Genomic DNA, 17,272 nt, shown 5'->3' on the forward strand with positions numbered 1-17,272 from the left:
ATGACCGGCACGAGTGAGTAGTGGTGATTCATTGAGTGAACGGGACGGGTGAGGTCGTTTACGGTCACGCGGCGGCGCTTCGGCGCCGCCGCGCGGTCGTGTTCGGTGACCTGCTCGACGGCGTGCTTGACAGCGCCAAATTATCTGACGGATAGTCAGAAAGCTTTCCGTGCGGTCGTACGTGCGGCCGTACGACGCCGTCAAGCCCAGGGGAGCCTGCTGCCCATGCACCTCGCCCCCACGCCCCGCCAGCGGCAACTGCGCGAGCAACTCCGCGCCTACTTCCGTGAGCTGATCACTCCTGAGATCCGTGCGGCGCTGCCGGGCGACCCGGCGGGTCAGCGGCGGCTGTTGCGGCGGATCGGCGCCGACGGGCTGCTCGGACTCGGCTGGCCGGTCGAGTACGGCGGTCAAGGGCGCGGCCCCGACGAGCAGTTCGTGTTCTTCGACGAGGCGTACCGCGCGGGCGCGCCGGTCTCCATGGTCACGCTCAATACGGTCGGTCCGACGCTGATGCGGTACGGCACCGAGGAGCAGAAGCGGTTCTTCCTGCCGCGCATCCTCAGCGGTGAGATCGTCTTCGCCATCGGCTACTCGGAACCGGAAGCCGGGACCGACCTCGCCTCGCTGCGCACGAAGGCCGTGCGCGAGGGAAGTGGGGAGGGCGGGGACGGGGAGAACGAGAACGAGAACGAGGAAGGGCACCGGGCCGGGTTCGGTGCCGAACCCGGCGGGGCGGGCGCCGGGCCGTGGCGGATCGACGGTGCCAAGACCTTCACCAGCAACGCCCAGAACGCCGACTGGATCTGGCTCGCCTGCCGTACCGACCCGGAGGCCCCCAAGCACAAGGGCATCTCGATCATCCTGGTGCCAACCGACGCCCCCGGATTCTCGTGGACGCCGATCGAGACGGTCGCGGGCCTGACCACGACCGCGACCTACTACGACGCGGTCCGGGTCCCGGCCAGCCATCTCGTCGGCGAGGAGAACGGCGGCTGGGGGCTGATCACCACTCAGCTCAACCACGAGCGGGTCGCGCTCGCCGCCATCGGCATGCAGGCCGAGGACTTCTACGAGGCCGTTCTCGCCCACGCCCGCACCCCCGACCCGGACACCGGGGCCCGCCCCGCCGACCAGGACTGGGTACGGGCCCGGCTGGCGGAGGCGCACGCCCGGCTGGCGGCGACCCGGCTGCTCAACTGGCGGCTGGTCGGGGACGTGGGGGCGGGGACGCTGAGCCCGGGCGACGCGAGCGGCGTCAAGTTCGCGGGAACCGAAAGCGCGGTGGCGGTGTATTGCCTATGTCAGGAAATCGCGGGAGAGGCGGGGCTGATCCGGTCGGGGTCGCCGGGAGCGTTCGGGGACGGCGAGCTGGAGCGGATGAACAGGGCCGCGCAGATCAACACCTTTGGGGGCGGGGCGAGTGAGGTGCAGAGGGAAATCGTGGCGACGATGCGGCTCGGCATGCGGCGGGGGCGGCGATGACCGCTGAGACGTATGAGCTGTACGAGCGGCTGCGGGCCTACGAGGGCCGGGTGGCGGCGCGCGGCGGCGAGGGCAGGGACCCGGTCAACGAGCCCATGATCAGGCACTGGTGCGAGGCGATGGGCGACACCAACCCCGCTTATCCGGGTATCGCACCGCCGACGATGCTCCAGGCATGGACGATGGGCGGGCTCGGCGGGCACCCCGGCGGCTCGGCCCGGTCGGAGGCGTACGACGAGATGCTGGCGCTGCTCGACGAGGCGGGCTGCACCTCGGTCGTCGCGACGGACTGCGAGCAGGAGTATCTGCGGCCGCTGCGTCCGGGAGACCGGATCACCTTCGACGCGGTGATCGAGTCGGTGTCGCCGCGCAAGACCACCAAGCTGGGCACGGGCCACTTCGTCACCACACGGATGGACATCCGGGCGGGCGGTGAGCTGGCCGGGACGCATCGCTTCCGCATCCTCAAATACGCGCCGACGCGGCAGCAGCCGAAGCCGGAGCAGACGGCGCAACACCAGCCGGAACAGACACCACAGCGGCAGCCGAAGGCGAAGCGCCCGCGTCGCGTCATCAACCGGGACAACGCGGGGTTCTGGGAGGGTGTCGCCGCCCACCGGCTGCTCATCCAGCGCTGCACCGGGTGCGGCACCCTCCGCTTCCCCTGGCTGCCGGGGTGTGGCGGCTGCGGTTCACCGGAGTGGGACACGGTCGCGGCCTCCGGCGCGGGCACGGTGTTCAGCTATGTGGTCATGCACCATCCGCCCTTCCCCGCCTTCGACCCGCCGTATGCCGTGGGCCTGATCGAGCTGGCCGAGGGGGTCCGCATCGTCAGCAACATCACGGGGGTGCCGTACGACGAGGTGCGCATCGGGATGCCCGTCGAGCTGGAGTTCCTGCGGGCCGACGACGAGCTGGAGCTGCCCGTCTTCCGAGGGGCGGTGGCCTGATGGACTTCACGCCCACCGCCGAGCAGCAGGCCGCCCGGGACCTGGCGGCGGAGATCTTCGGGGATCTGTCCACCCACGAGCGGCTGTCGGCCCTCGGGACCGGTGTCGACGTCGAGCTGTGGAAGGCGCTCTGCGCGGCGGGGCTGCCCGCCGCTGTGGAGGAGATCGGTCTGGTCGGTCTGGTGCTGCTGATGGAGGAGCAGGGCCGGGTGACCGCCCAGGTGCCACTCGCGGCGACCTGTGCGTACGGGCTGCTGCCGGTGGCCGCCCACGGCACGGCAGAGCAGCGCGCGCGGCTGCTGCCCGCCCTGCGGGACGGTACGGCGGTGGCGACGGCCGCGTACCGGCCCGGCTCCCGTCCGGCGGCCTCGGCTCGCCGGACCGGCGTGGGGTGGGCGCTGACCGGCACGTTTCCGGTGGTCCCCTGGCTGCGGGCCGCGACCCATGTGCTGGTCCCGGCGCGCACGGAGGAGGGGCGCACACGCTGCTTCCTGATCGAGACCCAGCCGGTCTCCGCCCCGGCCGCCTCCGGTCCATCCACCCCGGCCGCCTCCGCCCCTGCCGCGCATACCTCGGGCGTGCCCGTCCGGACCGCATCCGTCGAGACCACCGCACCCTGGGCGGCGGGGCGGCTCACGCTGCATGACGCGCCCGCCGAGCCGCTCGGCGACGACGGTGTCATCTGGGCCGATGTGCTCGGCAGGGCCCGTACCGCCTTCGCCGGATTGCAGGCGGGCGTCTGTCAGGGATCGGTCGCGCGGGTGGTCCATCACACCTCCGTCCGCGAGCAGTTCGGGCGCCCGCTCTCCGCCCAGCAGGGCGTGCTGCTGCGCGCGGCGGACGCCCATATGGACACCGAGGCGATCCGGGTGACCGCCTACGAGGCGGCCTGGCGTTATGACCAGCGTCTGCCCACGGCCGCCCATGCGCTCACCACCGCATGGTGGGCCTGTGAGGCGGGCAGACGGGTCGTCCACGCGGGGCAGCATCTGCACGGCGGCATCGGCGCCGATGTGGAGCATCCGGTGCACCGGCACTTCCTGTGGGGGCGGCAGTTGGACGCGTATCTGGGCCCGGCCCCCGCCCTGCTGGCCGAGCTGGGCACCCTGCTCACGGAGGAGACGGCCGCATGACGGTCACGGCCCGTGCGGGCGAGGCGCTGCCCCCGCTGCGTATCCCGATCACCCGGACGCTCATCGTCTCCGGCGCCCTCGCCTCCCGGGACTACCAGGATGTGCACCACGATGCGGAGGCCGCCCGGGAGAAGGGCTCTCCGGACATCTTCATGAACATTCTGACCACCAATGGCCTGGTCGGTCGGTATATCACCGACCACTTCGGACCGGGGGCCCGTCTCCGGAGGGTCGCCATCCGGCTCGGCGCCCCCAACTACCCCGGAGACGAGATGGTGTTGACCGGAGAGGTCACCTCGGTCGCCGACGGCACGGCGGAGGTCGCGGTGACCGGGCAGAACGCCATCGGCCGCCATGTGACCGGCACGGTCATGGTGGAGCTGCCCACCGGCCCCACCAGCCCCACCGACACGACCGGCGCCACCGCCTCCACCAGCTCGACCGGCTCGGCCGAATCCCCGGCCGGAGCGGTCCGATGAGCGCCCGTCGGCCGGACCGGCTCGGGGGGCGGGCGGCCGTCGTGGGCATCGGCGCCACCGAGTTCTCCAAGGACTCCGGTCGCAGCGAGCTGACGCTCGCGGCCGAGGCCGTCCGGGCGGCGCTGGACGATGCGGGGATCGCCCCGGCAGAGGTCGACGGGCTGGTCACCTTCACCATGGACACCAGCCCCGAGATCACCGTGGCCCAGGCATGCGGCATCGGCGAGCTGACGTTCTTCTCCCGGGTGCACTACGGCGGGGGCGCCGCCTGCGCCACCGTGCAGCAGGCCGCGCTCGCCGTCGCCACCGGTGTCGCCGAGGTCGTCGTCTGCTACCGCGCGTTCAACGAGCGCTCCGGGCGCCGCTTCGGCTCCGGGGTGCAGCACCGCGAGCCATCGGCCGAGGGGGCGGCGCTCGGCTGGTCGCTGCCCTTCGGCCTGCTGACCCCCGCGTCCTGGGTCGCCATGGCCGCGCAGCGCTATCTGCACACCTACGGTCTGACACCCGAGGCCTTCGGCCAGGTGGCCGTCGTCGACCGGCGCCATGCCGCCACCAACCCGGCCGCGTATTTCCATGGCAAGCCGATCACTTTGGCCGATCACGCCGCCTCCCGCTGGATCGTGGAGCCGCTGCGGCTGCTCGACTGCTGCCAGGAGACGGACGGCGGCCAGGCGATCGTGGTCACCAGCGTCGAGCGGGCCCGCGATCTCCCGCAGCCGCCCGTCGTGATCACGGCGGCGGCGCAGGGCGCGGGCCGGGCGCAGGAGCAGATGACGAGCTTCTACCGGGACGATCTCTCGGGGCTGCCGGAGATGGGCGTGGTCGCGCGGCAGCTGTGGAGCGGCAGCGGGCTGCGTCCCGCCGACATCGATGTGGCCATCCTCTATGACCACTTCACGCCGTTCGTGCTGATGCAACTGGAGGAGTTCGGCTTCTGTCAGCGGGGCGAGGCGGCCGGATGCGTCGCCGAGGGCGCGCTGCCGCTCAACACCCACGGCGGTCAGCTCGGCGAGGCGTATCTGCACGGTATGAACGGGATAGCGGAGGCCACCCGCCAGATACGCGGCACCGCCGTCAACCAGGTGCCGCACGCCGCCCGCGCACTGGTCACCGCAGGCACCGGGGTACCGACATCCGGGCTCCTCCTCGGCGCAGACGGCTGAACCACGCGCGTGTCTGCGGCACCGGCCCTCCGGTGTCCACTTTGACTCGTCATATGAACCGAGGAAAGAAGAGCAGATGGATGTTCATGGGCTGGGCTGTCAGTCTGATCGCGGTGCTGGCCACCTCGATCAGCGGCCCCGCCTCCGCCTCGGCGGAAGCCCTCCCCGACCCTCGTCCCCTGGGCGCCAAGGTCTTCCAGGGCTGGGGCTTCGACACCTGCCACACCCCCACGCTCGCGGCCCTGCGCGCGTGGAACGTCTCCCCGTACCGCGCCGTCGGCGTCTACTACGCGGGCCGTGGCCGGGCCTGCCCCAGCCAGCCCAACCTCACCGTCTCCTGGATGCGCGGAGTGAAGAGCATGGGGTGGCATGTGCTGCCCATCTTCGTGGGCTCCCAGGCCCCCTGCGTCCGCAACAAGAACAAGCGGAAGTTCGCCATCGGCAGCACCCCCTGGGCACAGGGGCGCAAGGAGGGGAAGGACGCGGTGGCCCGCGCGAAGGCGCTGGCGATGAAGAAGCGCAGCGCGCTCTATCTGGACATGGAGGCCTACGACCAGGGGAAGGCGAGCTGCGCGGCCACCACGCTCTCCTTCATCCGCGGCTGGAACCGCGAGGTGCGCTCGCACGGCTTCTTCCCTGGTTTCTACAGCAGCGCCGAGTCCGGGGTGCGCCATCTGGAGAAGTCCCGGAAGGCGGGGATCCGTGATCTCCCCTCCGTGATGTGGTTCGCGCGCTGGAACGGGAAGGCGGCGCTGGCCGGTGAGCCGGTCCTGGCCAAGAAGGCCTGGCATCCGCACCGCCGCATCCATCAGTACGTGGGCAATGTGCGGGAGAAGCACGGCGGTCGGACGATCCAGATCGACCGCAACAAGGTGGACGCGCCGGTCGCGATCATCAGCTGAGCCGTCAGCTGGGCCGTCAGCTGGGCCGTCGGCCGCCCGGGGGACCCTCTACGGCACAACCCTGACGGAAGTCCCTCCTTATCCATCTCCAGGAGGTGTTACCAGCCCTACCCCTACAACCTCAGGTTGATTCGGCTTCGGCACTTGTGGCCGATCCGCGGTGAGCCGCTCACTCCCTAGCGTTGGGGCATGACCACGACCGTGTGCTCAGGGGCTTCCGTCGCCGCGTTCCCGTCGTTCACCTCATACGTACGGGCGCGGGGTCCGATGCTGCTGCGCACCGCCCGCTCGCTGACGCCCAACGCCTTTGACGCCGAGGATCTGCTGCAGACCGCGCTGACCAAGACCTACGTCGCGTGGGAGCGGATCGAGGACCACAAGGCGCTGGACGGCTATGTGCGCCGGGCGCTGGTCAACACGCGGACCTCCCAGTGGCGTAAGCGCAAGGTCGACGAGTTCGTCTGCGAGGAGCTGCCCGAGCCGGACCCGGTCCCCGCCCCCGACCCCGCCGAGCAGGGGGTCCTGCGCGACATGATGTGGCGCGCGGTGCTGCGGCTGCCGGACCGTCAGCGGGCCATGGTCGTCCTCAGGTATTACGAGGACCTGAGCGAGGCCCAGACGGCGGAGGTGCTCGGGGTGTCCATCGGCACGGTCAAGAGCGCCGTCTCGCGCGCCCTCGTCAAGCTCCGCGAAGACCCGGAGCTGACCCGCGTGGCCTGACGCCCGACGGCGAGATTCCAGGGTAAAGCGGGGTAGTGACATACCGGCCGGTCGCTTGCACAATCGGCGGACTACCCGCGCGTAACCAACATTCCTGGAGGCCACGGTGCTCAGCACGATGCAGGACGTACCGCTGACCGTGACCCGCATCCTCGAGCACGGAGCGCTGGCGCACGGCACGGCTCAGGTGGTCACCTGGACCGGTGGCGGTGAGCCGCAGCGCCGTACCTTCCACGAGGTGGGCCTGCGTGCCACCCGGCTGGCGAACGCGCTGCGCGACGAGCTGGGCGTCGAACAGGGGCAGCCTGTCGGCACGCTCCTGTGGAACAACTGCGAGCATCTGGAGGCCTATCTCGCGGTCCCCTCCATGGGTGCCGTGCTGCACACCCTCAATCTCCGGATGCCCACCGGTCAGCTGACCTGGATCATCAACCACGCCGCCGACCGTGTGATCGTGGTGAACGGTTCGCTGCTGCCGCTCCTCGCCCCGCTGCTGCCCGAGCTGGGTTCCGTGGAGCACATCGTCGTCGCCGGGCCGGGCGACCGTTCCGTGCTGGACGGGTGCCGGGCCCGCGTCCACGACTACGAGGAACTGATCGAGGGCCGTCCCGAGCGCCATCCCTGGCCGGTGACCGACGAGCGGCAGGCCGCGGCCCTGTGCTACACCTCCGGTACGACCGGCGACCCCAAGGGCGTGGCCTACAGCCATCGCTCCATCTATCTGCACTCGATGCAGGTCAACAGCGCCGAGGCGTTCGGCATGTCCGCGAGGGACACCCTGCTGCCAGTAGTGCCGATGTTCCACGCGAACGCGTGGGGCACCCCGCACGCCGCCTTCATGGCGGGCGCCTCGATGGTGATGCCCGACCGCTTCCTGCAGCCCGCCCCGCTCGCCGACATGATCGAGACCGCCCGGCCCACCCTCGCCGCCGCCGTCCCCACCATCTGGCAGGGGCTGCTCGCCGAACTCGCCGCCACGCCGCGGGACGTGTCCAGCCTCACCCACGTCTACATCGGCGGGTCGGCCTGCCCACCGTCCTTGATGAAGGCGTTCGAGGAGCGGCACGGCATCCGGGTCGTGCACGCGTGGGGCATGACGGAGCTGTCGCCGCTCGGATCCATGGCCCATCCGCCCGCCGGTCTCACGGTCGAAGAGGAATGGCCGTACCGGGTGACGCAGGGCCGGTTCCCGGCCTCCGTGGAGTACCGGCTGACGGCGCCCGGCGGCGCGGTCGTTCCCGCGGACGGGAAGGCGGTCGGCGAACTCGAGGTGCGCGGACCGTGGATCGCGGCCGCGTACTACGGAGGGGCGGCGGGCGAGCCCATGCGGCCGGAGGACAAGTTCACCGAGGACGGCTGGCTGAAGACCGGCGACGTCGGCACGGTCTCCCCGGACGGCTATCTGACCCTGACCGACCGGGCGAAGGACGTCATCAAGTCGGGCGGTGAATGGATCTCCTCGGTCGAGCTGGAGAACCACCTGATGGGCCACCCGGAGGTCGCCGAGGCGGCGGTGGTGGCGGTCCCCGACGAGAAGTGGGACGAGCGCCCGCTCGCCACGGTGGTGCTGAAGGAGGGCGCCACCGTGGACTACGCGGGGCTGCGGGAGTTCCTCGCCGGGCGGGTCGCGCGCTGGCAACTGCCGGAGCGCTGGGCCCTGGTCCCGGAGGTGCCGAAGACGAGCGTGGGGAAGTTCGACAAGAAGGTCATCCGGAAGCGGTACGCGGACGGGGAGCTGGAGGTGACCACGCTCGACTGAGGTCGCTCGGCTGAAGCCGTACGACCGAGACCGTACGACCGAGGCCGCCCGGCGGGGGCACTCGGCTGGGGCCGTTCACCTCAGCCGGTGCCCGACGCCTTCAGCCGACGCCTTCAGCCGACGCCTTCAGCCGATACCTCAGCCGATACCTCAGTTGGTGCCGATCTTGGCCAGCAGGTCGACGATCCGGGCCTGCACCTCCGCGCTCGTCGAGCGCTCCGCGAGGAACAGCACCGTCTCGCCCGAACTGAGCCGCGACAGGTTCGCCGGGTCGATGTCCGCGGAGGTGTAGACGACCAGCGGGGTGCGGTTGAGCAGCCCGTTGCCGCGCAGCCAGTCGACGATCCCGGCCCTGCGGCGGCGTACCTGCATCAGGTCCATCACCACCAGGTTCGGCCGCATACGTCCCGCGAGCGCCACCGCGTCCGCGTCCGTCGCGGCCCGGGCGACCTGCATGCCGCGCCGCTCCAGGGCCCCCGTCAGGGCCGCCGCGATCGGCTCGTGCTCCTCGATCAGCAGGACGCGCGGCGGATGCTGTTCGCTGTCGCGCGGGGCGAGCGCCTTGAGCAGGACGGCCGGGTCGGCCCCGTACGCCGCCTCCCGCGTGGCCTGGCCGAGGCCCGCCGTCACCAGCACGGGCACCTCGGCGGCGACCGCCGCCGTCCGCAGCGACTGCAGCGCTGTCCGGGTGATCGGCCCGGTCAGGGGGTCGACGAACAGCGCAGCCGGATACGCGGCGATCTGCGCGTCCACCTCCTCACGGGAGTTCACGATCACCGGGCGGTAGCCGCGGTCGCTCAGCGCCTGCTGCGTGGACATGTCCGGCGCGGGCCACACCAGGAGGCGGCGCGGGTTGTCCAGCGGCTCCGGGGGCAGTTCGTCGTCGGGCGGCGGGGTGCGGTCGTCGACGATCTCGATGGCGCCATTGGGCCCGTCCAGCGGCTCCGGCCCCTCCGCGCCCTCGTCCGGCGCGCCGATCGCGAAGGCGCGCCCCGAACTGTGCGGCGACGCCGGGCGCGGCGGCTGCGGCGCCGGGCCGGGCTGGGTGCGCGGCTGTGCTCCGGGCGGGGGCCCGGCCTGGCCGGGGGCCTGCGCCGGGGATGGGGGGTGGGCGCGGCTGCCGGTGGGCTCCAGATCCGCCGAGCTGTTCTGGTCGGCCAGATCGGGCCGAGCGGCCAGCTTGCGCCGCCTGCCCGACCCCGCGGTGGCCGTACCACCCGAGGGCGTCTGGGGCTGCTGCGGCTGGGCAGTGCGCTGGTGCTCGCTGACCTGCTGCGCGAACGGCACCCCTTGACCCAGCGTGCGCACGCTGAACGCGCGCCCCTGGGTGGTTTCCGCGCCTTGCGGAGCGCCCTGCGGGCGGCTTTGGGGGGCGTTTTGGGGCGCGCCCTGAGGGGGCTGGGGGGCGTTCGGGCGTGCGTTCTGGGGCGGGCCCTGGGGCCCGCGCGGCGCCTCGGGAGGCAGCTGCTGCGCCGGGGTCTGCGCCCCGGGCGCGGGCTCCGGCTGCTCCTCGGAGAGGGGGCGCCGGGCGCGGCGGCGGCCGGAGGGCTGGGCCGCCTGCTGGCCGCCCATGGAGTCCTGCGCGGCCTCGTCCCAGGCGGGCTGCTGATGTTCGGGCGTGCGCGCGGCGGGCAGCGCGGGCATGGCGGACCCGCCCGCACCGGAGCCCGGCGCGGCACCTGGCCCGGCACCCGGCCCGGCCGTGCCGGGACGCGGGGGCTGCGGCCCGCTCTGGCCCTGGTTCTGGCCCTGCGGGGCCTGCCCGGGGCCGGACGGCCAGGCTCCGTTGCGGGGCGCGGTGCCGCCCGGGGGCACGGGTTCGCCCCGTACGGCCAGGCCACCGCCCTGCGCCTGACCCTGCGCCTGGGCCTGCGCCTGGGGGGCGCCGACGCGCGCGTCCCGGGGGCCGTGCTGCGCGGGGACGAGCCCGGCGGGCCCCGCTGGGCCCAGCTCGGGCGGCAGCGCGCCGGGCTGCGACGGCCGGTCGGCCGCCGCGGGCGGCAGCGCGAACGGAGACCGTGCCGCGCCGGGTTCCCCCGCCGCCTGTGCCTGGGGCTGCGGCTGTGCCTGGCGTTGCGGCTGAGGCTGAGCGCCCTGCTCGGACACCGCCCGGTTCGGCGTCTCGGTCAGGGGCCGCCGGGCGCGGCGGCGGCCGGTGGGGGTCGCCCCCTCGCCCTCGGCGGAGTCCTGGGAAGCGTCGCCCCACGCGGGCTGCTGCTGATCCGGCGTGCGGGCGGCCGGAAGCGCGGGCATGGCGGACTCGCCCGGACCGGCCGCGCCGGGGCCGTTCGCGTCGGCCGCCGCCGGAGGCAGGGCGAACGGGGAGCGGCCGCCGCCCTGGCCACCCTGCTGGTCCGGATACGGACCGGCGGCCTCCTGGGCCGGGGAGCCGCGCCGACGGCCGCCAGCGGCCGGGTGCTGCGGCTGGGCGGCGATGCCCTGCGGCGGTACGACGCCCATCGCGGCGGGACCGACCGCCTGCGGACCGGCACCGGCGCCCTGGCCGTCCGTCCCGCCGTTCGCGGCCGCCGGGGCCTCCTCGTCGGGGCGCGGGCGCGCCCGGCGCCGCCCGGTCGGCCGCGGCTGGTCCTGCTCGCCCGGCTGCTGCTCGCCCTGCTGGTTCTGCTGCCGCGGATCGGAACCGGCCTCCGCGGGGAGCGCGGTGGACGCGGAACGGTTCTGCTCGCCGCTCGTGTCCGCTCCCGGCGCGCCTTGCGGATCGCCGGAGCCGGGGGCGCCGTTCGGATCGCCGTTGGCGCCGTCGCCGCCCGCAGTGTCCGCGGCCGCGCCGGTTCCGCCGCCCGAGGTGCCCTGTCCCCGCGTACCCTCGGCGCCTCCGGACGCCGCCTGGGCGTCGGCCTTCGCCTTCTCCTGGTCGGCGGCCGCCGCCGAGATCGGCACCTCCAGGACGTAGGCGTGCCCGCCCATCCCCGGCATCTCGTGCGTCTGCAGCACGCCGCCGTGCCGGCGCACGATCCCGCGCACGATCGGTTCGTGCACCGGGTCGCCGCCCGCGTACGGCCCGCGGACCTCGAACCGTACGACGTTGCCGCGCTGCGCCGCCGCGACCACGATCGTCGAGTCCCCGGACGCGCCGCCTCCGCCCGAGGCCGCCTTGCCGGTCGAGTCGACCCCGGCCACGTCCGCGATCAGATGGGCGAGCGCCTGGGCCACCCGCTGCGGGTCCACCTCGGCCTCGATCGGCGGAGCGTGCACGGCGAACTGCGCGCGCCCCGGGCCGATCAGCTCGACCGCGCCCTCCACACCGGCGGCCACGACCTCGTCCATCGAGACCGCGCACCGGGCCAGCTCCTCGCCGTCCGCGTCGAGCCGCTGATAGCTCAGGACGTTGTCGACGAGCGTGGTCATCCGGGTGTACCCGGCGGCCAGGTGGTGCAGGATCTGGTTGGCCTCGGGCCACAGCTGCCCGGCCGGGTCGTCGGCCAGGACGCCGAGTTCGCTGCGCAGCTCCTGGAGCGGACCGCGCAGCGACTGGTCGAGCACCGCCAGCAGCTGGCTGTTGCGGGCGGTGAGGGCGTCCAGCCGCTCCGCGTACGTCTGCCGCTCCCGGTCGAGCTGCGCCTGCAGCTCCTCCAGCGCCTTGGCGTGCTCGTCGCGAAGCCCTTCCAGCTCCTTGTCGTGCCGCGCCGTGAGGCTCTCCAGCTCCTCGGCGTGGGTCGAGACGAGCGCTTCCTCGGCGCGCCGGTCGGTGAAGGTCATGACGGCGCCGACGAGTTGCTCGCCGTCCCGTACGGGCGCGGTCGTCAGGTCGACCGGTACCGCGCTCCCGTCCTTGGCCCACAGCACCTGGCCGCGCACCCGGTGCTTGCGTCCGGAGCGCAGGGTGTCGGCGAGCGGGGACTCCTCGTACGGGAAAGGGGAACCATCCGGGCGCGAGTGGTGTACAAGAGAGTGAAGTTCCTGACCGCCCAGGTCACTGGCCCGGAAGCCGAGGATCTGCGCCGCGGACGGGTTGACGAGGACCACCTTGCCCTCGGTGTCCACGCCGACCACGCCCTCTGCCGCCGCGCGCAGAATCATCTCGGTCTGGCGCTGCTGGCGGGCGAGTTCGGCCTCGGTGTCGAGCGTCCCGGTCAGGTCCCTCACGATGAGCATCAGCAGCTCGTCGCCGGTGTAGCTGTACTGATCGGTGTACGGATCGGCGTACGGGGTCCGGCTGTCCTCGACGTTCGCGCTGGTCACTTCCACGGGGAACTGAGCCCCGTCGGTGCGCCGCGCGATCATCCGGGTCGGCTTGGTGCTGGTGGTCCGTTCCGCGTCCCCGGGCCTGCGCATCGAACCGGGGATCCGATTGGGATCGAAGGAGGGGAGGAGATCGAGCAGACCACGGCCCACGAGTGCGGTGCCCGGCGTCTCGAAGGACTCCAGCGCGATGTGGTTGGCGTTGACGATCGTGCCGTTGCAGTTGACCAACAGCAGCGCGTCGGGGAGGGCGTCGAGTATCGCTGCGAGGCGAGCAGCGCCTCGGGATGGCCTGCTGCTCACGACGACGCTTCCTCCCTGACTTACCGCACCTTGCTGACACCCGCGGTCATTGTGCCGCTTGTCCGTGGAGTGTCTCAGGGGAGTCTACGGGCACCAAGGGCGGGCGCGGCGGTAGATGAGAGGGAGGTCGCAGCACGACGTGCACGTCTCGGCGCACGCCCGGACAAACTTCTCGGGCCCCGCCGCCACACACTCCCGGCCCAATCCCCAGGTCAGCTCCCAGGCAGACGCAAAACGATCGAGAAACGGTTCCACCGGGCGATTTCGCACCCATTCGTTCGCGTGAAGCGAGCATTGACGGGTCGGCCCGCCCACCGCCCCCGCACCGTCGCCGTGGCAGCGCCGCCGTACTGACCCGTGCACATCGCCCCGGGCGGCACCGGCGCGAACGGATCCCGTCCCCACTCGGTCTGCGCGTCCAGCTGACGGCATGCGGCCCGGGCCCGGGGGTGGGTACCGCCGGTGGGGTGGCACGCGAGTACGTATCGCACGGTGTCGAAGTGCTCGCCCGTCTCGCTCACCCTGATGACGAGACGGTCGGAACTCTCCCCGTCGTACGACACGGGCAGCGGCAGCGGCGTGGCCGCCGCGGGGCTCAGCGCGGCCACGGTGGCGGCGACAGCGGCGGCGGTGGTGATGGCGAGGCGATGCAGCAGGGGCATGTGAGTACTCCTGGTGTGATCAGACCGGGGCGCGCTGCCCCTGCCCCTGCTAACGCGCCTCCGTCGCGCGCGTTGCGCCGCCATCCGGGCATTGCGCCCCCTAAGAGCTTTGCGGTCCTGCCCGCCCGCCGAGTACCGTAGGCCGCGATTGGTGACATCCCACTGGGCTGTGACATCATCTGCACACGCCACATCGCGCTCACGCGAGCGCGCCACGGTGTGCTGGAGGCTTCGCCTAGTCTGGTCTATGGCGCCGCACTGCTAATGCGGTTTGGGCCCTAAAGCCCATCGAGGGTTCAAATCCCTCAGCCTCCGCTTTCTGCCTCAGGGGGTCCGTGTCCATGACACGGACCCCCTGAGTCGTCTCCGAGGCCCCCTCGACCTATCGGCGGACGGCAGTCACGGTCCCCCGTCTCCTCTGGCCCGGTGAAGGCCGCCGCTGTCTGCCGCAGCCGCTGGCGGAGGTCGCCGTGGCTGTTGGCCGCCAGGCGCGCGACGGTCTGGAACCGCGCGACCGCGGTCGGGGCCAACCGGCGCGGGCTCTGCACCGCGTCGGCGCCCCGGAGGTCATCGAGCTGGCGTCGGTACGGCACAGCCTCGGATGGCACGGCCTTGGAGCCGGGGACTCCGGATGTCAGCCCGGCAACCGGTTCACTTTCATGGCGAGCTGGCCTTGCACCATGCCGAGTTCGGTCCGGCGTTCCCGAATCCGATGCCTCGTACTTGGTCGCGGTGCCTCGTAGCGGACAGCTCGGGACGCGTACGGGGAAGCGCGTCCCGGGCCGCCAGGAGGCTTGTGCGTGCGCACCTCTCCGAGTGACGAACCGCCTCCGAAGCGTCATCCCGCCGGGGGTCATCCCGAGCCGCTCCGTACGTGGCCGTCCCTGCCGCCTGAGCGGGCCTCGGCGACCTCAAAACAGGTATTTCCGCAGGTCAGGATGGGTGTGGGAATCGGATTTCGCGTGACGGCGCAGGTCATGTAATGTTGTTCCCGCAACGCCGACCGGCAAGAAAAACCGCCGGGAAGCCAAGCGCTCGTAGCTTAACGGATAGAGCACTTGACTACGGATCAAGAGGTTGCAGGTTCGAATCCTGCCGAGCGCGCAGCAGCTCAGAGGCCCCTTCCACTTGTTGGAAGGGGCCTCTTGCATGTGCGTTGACATCCAAGCTGACATCAGCCGCCGGGCGGGCGGGAGGGGGCAGCTGCTGCCGCGCGGTGGTGCGGCCCGTCGTGGTCGCTCCGCCTCGGTTTCCGTATCGCCGTGGCTGGCCAGCGTGTCGTAGAGGCTTGGGGCATCGCCAGCGTCGAGCCCACCTGGCCGTGTGTGCCTCGCGCTTGTCTCTGTCCCATCTGGGACAAGGCGGGGCCTTGGTCAGGGACTCTCCACCGGACCGCCCCTTGGCCTGCCAGGGTTTGGGGAGCAGGACCGCTGACAGCGGACGATGCGGTGTCCGCTGTCAGCGAGGCGCAGTGGGTGACAGCCGCGAAGGGCGGATCAGCGCAGGCCGGCGAAGAGGTCGTTCTCGGGTACGGCGGCGCTGGTGGCGTCCTTGACGCGTACGTAGGTTTCCATGCCCATCAGCTCGCCGAACCTCTCCTTGCCCATCTTGAGGAAGAAGATGTTCTCGCCCTGACTGGCGTGCGCGGCCAGCGCGTCGAACTTCTGACCGCTGAATGCGGTGGTGTCCACCCACGTGGTGATCTCGTCGTCGGGGAGGCCGATCTCGGCCAGCGCGGCGGCCTCGGCGGGATCCGGCTCCGGCATGTCCTCATGGAACTCGCGCATGATCTCCCCGAACCGCTGCATCCCCGAACGGGGCATCGTCGTCCAGTACACCTTCGGTGTCAGCGTGGTCATCTCCAGTGCCGCCATCGTGATGCGGTTGGCCTGGATGTGGTCGGGGTGGCCGTAGAAGCCGTTCTCGTCGTAGGTGACGACCACGTCGGGTCGGTAGTGCCGCATGAGTTCCGCGAGTCGGGCGGCGCCTTCCTCCACGGGGGTCTGCCAGAAGGATTCGGGGGCGTCGTTGCTCGGCCATCCCGTCATCCCGGAGTCGGCATAGTCCAGCATCTCCAGATCGCTGATCTTCAGGACGTCACAGCTCGCCTTGAGTTCTTGACGGCGCATCGAGGCGACGGCCGCCGGATCGTGCCCGGGATCGCCCGGCTTGATACCTCCCGGTCCGTCACCGCAACGGCCGTCGGTACAGGTGACGAGAACCGTCCGGATGCCCTCCGCCGCGTACCGCGCGAGGACCCCTCCGGTTCCGGTGGCCTCGTCGTCGGGGTGGGCGTGTACCGCCATGAGCGTCAAGGGCCGGTCAGTCATCAAACAGTCCTCCTGCGGAAATGGGTCTTGATCCAAGTGCGCGGCGGGCGTACCGCGATCCTGGGGCCCGGGTCCTGCTGGGGCGGACGACCTTGTGGTCTCCGTGCTCCCCGCTGTGCGGCGCCGGTCCCTCGGGTGATGCAACCGTGCCGCCGGGACGGCTGTTCCCCGCGCGGCCGTCTGGCCTTCCAGGCTTCAACGTCGCGACGCGAACGAGGTAGAGGCGCGACCTGCGCGTCGGAGCCGAGTCATCGGCATCGCGCCAGCTCCCCGGCGTACTCAGCTCGTCGGCCAGAGGAGCGCTTGGGCGACGATCACGCGGTCGCCGTTGAAGGTGAGGGCGGGGCCTTCGTGGAGTTGGTAGCCCAGGGCCAGGGCCTCGCTTACGCGGCGGCAGAAGGATTCGTCGTCGGGGCCCGTCAGGACTCGGTAGGTCGGCAGGCCGTCCGGTGGGGTGCTCATGGGGGAAGGGTCTCCGGGCTTGTCATGGCTACGTGCGCTGGTGAAGGGGACGTTGGCGGCTTCGGCGGGGATCTCGATCTCGTCGCCCAGGGCCCATTCGGCTACGCGCGAGGCCATGGCCGCCGGTATGGCGTCGCTGATGCCGGGTGCCGCGGGGATGTCGTATGTCGCGTGGGCGTCGTGGGGGACGACGACGTGGTAGCCGAGGTCCAGGGCTGTGCGGGCCGTCGCGCTGACGCACATCTCGGACATCACCCCGCAGACGGCGAGGGCGCGGACGCCGTGGGCGGTGAGCAGGTCGCCCAGGGGCGTGTCGTGGAAGCCGTCGTCCTCCGTTTTGCGGATGGAGACCTCCCGGTGGCCCTCGCGGATCGGGAGGTGCAGTTGCCAGCCCGGGGTCTTCGGTTCGTCGGGTGCGCCCGTGGGGCCGTCGTTCTGGAGGTGGACGATGAGCGCGTCGGCGGCGCGGGCCCTGGTGATCAGGTCGTGGGTCCGGTCGAGGAGGCGGGGTGCGTCGGGTACCGCGTCGGGGCCCGCGACGAAGGCCGACTGGACGTCTACCACGATCAGGGCCTGTACGGGCGGAACGGCAGCAGTCATGCGGCGATTGTTCCGGACGGGCGGACGGGCGGACGGGCGGACGGGCGGACGGGCGAGCGGACGAGCGGACAGGCTGGCGGCTGCGGCGGGGACCGGGCGTTAGCGATGCGTTAGTGGGCAC

Annotated in this window: 12 protein-coding genes, 2 tRNA genes and 1 pseudogene; 10 read left to right on the forward strand and 5 right to left on the reverse strand. The window is 72.0% G+C overall.

Translation table 11 applies throughout. The features are described from left to right. Positions 1 to 225: 225 nt before the first annotated feature. From ACZ6CL_RS06630 to ACZ6CL_RS06665, 8 genes are all read left to right on the forward strand, one after another. Positions 226 to 1,485 (forward strand): acyl-CoA dehydrogenase family protein, encoded by a 1,260-nt coding sequence (locus tag ACZ6CL_RS06630; RefSeq protein ID WP_468931995.1) that lies wholly within the window; start codon positions 226 to 228, stop codon positions 1,483 to 1,485. Continuing rightward, on the forward strand, positions 1,482 to 2,435 hold the full coding sequence (locus ACZ6CL_RS06635) for a bifunctional MaoC family dehydratase N-terminal/OB-fold nucleic acid binding domain-containing protein (protein ID WP_468931998.1): 954 nt from the start codon (positions 1,482 to 1,484) through the stop codon (positions 2,433 to 2,435). The genes ACZ6CL_RS06630 and ACZ6CL_RS06635 overlap by 4 nt, the downstream gene beginning before the upstream one ends. Then, positions 2,435 to 3,568: an acyl-CoA dehydrogenase family protein gene (locus ACZ6CL_RS06640; RefSeq protein ID WP_468932000.1), complete on the forward strand. Its 1,134-nt coding sequence runs from the start codon at positions 2,435 to 2,437 to the stop codon at positions 3,566 to 3,568. Before ACZ6CL_RS06635 ends, ACZ6CL_RS06640 begins: the two co-directional genes overlap by 1 nt. Further along, the gene (locus ACZ6CL_RS06645) at positions 3,565 to 4,047 is read left to right on the forward strand and encodes a MaoC family dehydratase (RefSeq protein WP_468932003.1); all 483 of its coding nucleotides are present in this window, start codon (positions 3,565 to 3,567) and stop codon (positions 4,045 to 4,047) included. The genes ACZ6CL_RS06640 and ACZ6CL_RS06645 overlap by 4 nt, the downstream gene beginning before the upstream one ends. After that, on the forward strand, positions 4,044 to 5,210 hold the full coding sequence (locus ACZ6CL_RS06650; RefSeq protein ID WP_468932004.1) for a lipid-transfer protein: 1,167 nt from the start codon (positions 4,044 to 4,046) through the stop codon (positions 5,208 to 5,210). Before ACZ6CL_RS06645 ends, ACZ6CL_RS06650 begins: the two co-directional genes overlap by 4 nt. 53 nt (positions 5,211 to 5,263) lie before the next feature. Next, complete coding sequence (locus ACZ6CL_RS06655) at positions 5,264 to 6,112, forward strand: DUF1906 domain-containing protein (protein ID WP_468932007.1); 849 nt, start codon at positions 5,264 to 5,266, stop codon at positions 6,110 to 6,112. Positions 6,113 to 6,301: 189 nt separating this feature from the next. Then, entirely contained in the window at positions 6,302 to 6,832 is a 531-nt protein-coding gene (locus ACZ6CL_RS06660; protein WP_468932010.1) for a SigE family RNA polymerase sigma factor, read from the forward strand. Positions 6,833 to 6,938: 106 nt separating this feature from the next. After that, positions 6,939 to 8,591 (forward strand): long-chain fatty acid--CoA ligase, encoded by a 1,653-nt coding sequence (locus ACZ6CL_RS06665; protein ID WP_468932011.1) that lies wholly within the window; start codon positions 6,939 to 6,941, stop codon positions 8,589 to 8,591. Positions 8,592 to 8,741: 150 nt separating this feature from the next. Here the strand turns inward: ACZ6CL_RS06665 and ACZ6CL_RS06670 are convergent, their stop codons facing one another. Beyond that, positions 8,742 to 13,097, reverse strand: a complete 4,356-nt coding sequence (locus ACZ6CL_RS06670) for a response regulator (protein ID WP_468932014.1) — start codon at positions 13,095 to 13,097, stop codon at positions 8,742 to 8,744. A gap of 212 nt (positions 13,098 to 13,309) precedes the next feature. Beyond that, entirely contained in the window at positions 13,310 to 13,759 is a 450-nt protein-coding gene (locus tag ACZ6CL_RS06675; protein WP_468932017.1) for an SSI family serine proteinase inhibitor, read from the reverse strand. A 224-nt stretch (positions 13,760 to 13,983) separates the two neighbouring features. Between ACZ6CL_RS06675 and ACZ6CL_RS06680 the strand changes: the two genes are divergently transcribed. Further along, a tRNA-Ser gene (locus ACZ6CL_RS06680) sits at positions 13,984 to 14,074 on the forward strand. Between the two features lie 716 nt (positions 14,075 to 14,790). Beyond that, a tRNA-Arg gene (locus ACZ6CL_RS06685) sits at positions 14,791 to 14,863 on the forward strand. Between the two features lie 392 nt (positions 14,864 to 15,255). Here the strand turns inward: ACZ6CL_RS06685 and ACZ6CL_RS06690 are convergent. The 3 genes and pseudogenes from ACZ6CL_RS06690 to ACZ6CL_RS06700 all read right to left on the reverse strand — a co-directional run. Then, complete coding sequence (locus tag ACZ6CL_RS06690; protein ID WP_468932019.1) at positions 15,256 to 16,089, reverse strand: PIG-L family deacetylase; 834 nt, start codon at positions 16,087 to 16,089, stop codon at positions 15,256 to 15,258. Between the two features lie 279 nt (positions 16,090 to 16,368). Next, positions 16,369 to 16,551, reverse strand: coding sequence for a DUF1737 domain-containing protein (locus ACZ6CL_RS06695; protein WP_468933292.1), 183 nt, complete (start codon positions 16,549 to 16,551; stop codon positions 16,369 to 16,371). A gap of 33 nt (positions 16,552 to 16,584) precedes the next feature. After that, a pseudogene (locus tag ACZ6CL_RS06700) lies at positions 16,585 to 17,151 on the reverse strand (isochorismatase family protein); the annotation flags it as partial. Between the last annotated feature and the right edge of the window lie 121 nt (positions 17,152 to 17,272).

The sequence above is a fragment of the Streptomyces sp. NPDC041200 genome (assembly GCF_055591805.1).